This window comes from Robertmurraya sp., from assembly GCF_036676585.1.
Classification (GTDB): domain Bacteria; phylum Bacillota; class Bacilli; order Bacillales; family Cytobacillaceae; genus Robertmurraya_A.
In genome coordinates this window covers 1-2789 of record NZ_JAKFCQ010000162.1, presented here as the reverse complement: position 1 = coordinate 2789, position 2789 = coordinate 1, and the positions used below count along the sequence as shown (strand labels likewise).

Here is a 2789-nt window from a genome sequence, read left to right as displayed (position 1 = left end):
AGCTCCATAAGGTTAGTAATTCGAGAGGGCTGATGCCTTAACTGCGGCAGAAAGCAACATTTTATCTTTCGTAATTGGCAAGAAGGGTAAAACCTCTCTGGAGTCAGAGACCTTGGCACGTTACACATTGATATGATACGGCAACTCGGGAGACCCTACCGGTCTTTTCTTTTTTTAGAAGAGTATGGTTTACAAGCGATACAAAGCAAGGAAACCAAATGCCGATGTAGGGAGTCGGATAGCAGAGTAGTACCAATGAAGTTGGGTAATGCCGATGGAGGAAAGGCTGCTACCAGTGATAACCCTTATTAGGGACACATTTACTACACACAGAGGTAGGAATAATAAATGGAAACAAAACTACTAAGGATAGCAGAATTAGCTAAAGCTGACCCTAAAATGAAATTTACATCTCTTGCACATTTACTAAATGAGCATTCACTAGTTCAATGTCACATTGAGCTACCTAATAAGAAGGCAACTGGGATTAACGGTACAACTAAAGAGCAATACAGTGAAAATCTAAAAGAGAATATAGAAGATTTAGTAAGTAGGCTTAAAAGCAAAAGTTATCGCCCTGTACCAGTAAGAAGAATGTATATTCCAAAGCTCAATTCAAAAAAGAAAAGACCACTGGGAATACCGGAACACGAAGATAAGATTGTACAAAAAGGCATTACAAAGATACTAAATACTGTCTATGAAAATGATTTTCTAGACTGCTCTTTTGGATTCCGTCCAAATCGTAATTGCCACGATGCTCTGAAAATACTGAACCATTATATTGAAAAGAGGTCAGTAAATTATGTAGTGGATGTAGATATTAAAGGTTTCTTTGACAACGTTGACCACTTATGGATGATGGAGTTCTTAACACTGCGAATCGCTGACCCTAACTTACTAAGAATAATTGGTAGGTTTCTTAAAGGTGGATATATGGAGGAAGGTAAGAAGTACAAAACAGATACTGGTACACCGCAAGGTGGAGTAATATCTCCGATATTAGCCAATGTATATCTGCATTATGTCCTTGACCTTTGGTTTGAGAAAAGAGTCAGAAAACAGTGCAAAGGACAAGCACATATAGTGAGATACGCAGATGATTTTGTTTGTTGTTTCCAGTATAAGAGTGAGGCTCTAGATTTCTTTCAATCATTAAAATTGAGACTGAAGAAGTTTAACTTAGAAATAGCTGAAGATAAAACGAAAATTATTTCCTTTGGAAAATTTGCGGATAAAGATGCAAAACAGAAGGGGAGTAGTAAACCTGAAACCTTTGATTTCCTTGGCTTTACACACTATTGTGGGAAAAGTAAACAAGGAAACTTTCGGGTGAAACGGAAATCAAGCAGGAAGAAAGTCCAAGGTAAACTCAAAGAATCCAAAGAATGGTTAAAGAAAAATAGAAATAAAGATATTCATATGATTATGGATAGGTTAAAACGTTCGCTTATAGGTTACTACAACTATTACTGCATCACAGATAATACCCCAAGTGTAAACAACTTTAGAGACAAAATCGGATACTTACTGTTTAAATGGCTCAATAGAAGAAGTCAAAGGAAATCATTTACCTGGGATAAATTCAGACTCTTTCTAAATAAATATCCACTACCTTCACCCAGAGTTAAGGTTAATATATATGACTTAAGAAAAGAGATCAGCTACATTCTGTGAATGATTACTGGAGGAGCCGTGTGCATTAATAGTGCAAGCACGGTTCTGGGAGGGGGTGGAGTACAATCTACCGTAAGGTAGAAAGGCTCCATTCTACTCGACTAGCACAAGAAGACAGATAAAAACAAGGAGGGGAATTTGTGGGAAAAAGATATAACTTATGGTCTTTTTATTTAATACTTGTTTGCTTAGGATTAGTAGCCTACTCATTGTATTCTAATATTAGCAATACTTGGCTGATTGCTCCGCCAAACTACATTCTTCTTTTGATTAGTGTAATATCTTTTATCTTTGGAATTAAAGGGTTTAAAGATAATCGGAATTGGCAGGCAAAAACAAGAAGTTGGTTGACTGTAATTTTATCATTTCTATTGTCTATTGCTCTCTTTCTAGTAATTTTGTTATCCTTATTTGCTTCTTTATTGGGAGCGAATGAGCACATTGAAACTGTACACTCTCCTGATGGTAACTATACAATTGATTTTTATCGTTATGACGCAGGGGCAGCAGGTTCATTTGAAGTGAGGGGAGAATTAAAAGGACCACTGTGGTTTAAAAAAAGAATTTATTATCAAGACACAGTAGAACAGGTTGAAGTGGAATGGGACAATAACAGCAGAGTATCGATTAACAATCATATCTTAAATTTGAAAAAAGGAGACACATACGGATATTAGTTTCTCTATTAGAAAAGTGATTAGTATGTGAAACTTTCAACTTAAAATAAACGGGGGCAAGAGTTCAAGAATGGAGCGGTCATAATTGGCGGCTTTTCTTTTTGTGCTAACGAAGCAGGTTAGTTCAACAAGAAATGGTAAAATCAAAGAAATACAGTTATATAGGGGAGAGTAATATGATTATTCGCAAACTAAATATAGATGAAGAGCCTCCAATGGATTTGTTGTTACTAGCTGACCCTTCTAGGATACTCGTTGAGGAATATATACAAAGAGGAGTATGCTTTGTTGCCGAAAGTGATGGTCAAATCATTGGAATCTATGTACTACTGCCGACAAGACCTGAAACGGTGGAGTTGGTGAATATTGCAGTAATAGAAGACCAGCACGGCAAAGGTTTGGGGAAACAGCTAATAATGAATGCAATGGAAGTAG

At 36.5% G+C, this 2789-nt stretch carries 3 protein-coding genes; all 3 read left to right on the top strand.

Annotated features, from left to right (window positions below; translation table 11 throughout):
* The first annotated feature begins 348 nt into the window (after nucleotides 1-348).
* Complete coding sequence (ltrA, locus tag ACGLXV_RS20130; RefSeq protein ID WP_391560077.1) at nucleotides 349-1677, top strand: group II intron reverse transcriptase/maturase; 1329 nt, start codon at nucleotides 349-351, stop codon at nucleotides 1675-1677.
* Nucleotides 1678-1817: 140 nt separating this feature from the next.
* The gene (locus ACGLXV_RS20125; RefSeq protein ID WP_391560076.1) at nucleotides 1818-2354 is read left to right on the top strand and encodes a DUF5412 family protein; all 537 of its coding nucleotides are present in this window, start codon (nucleotides 1818-1820) and stop codon (nucleotides 2352-2354) included.
* 176 nt (nucleotides 2355-2530) lie between these two features.
* Nucleotides 2531-2789, top strand: a 259-nt coding sequence (locus ACGLXV_RS20120; protein ID WP_391560075.1) for a GNAT family N-acetyltransferase, incomplete at its 3' end; no start/stop codon positions are given.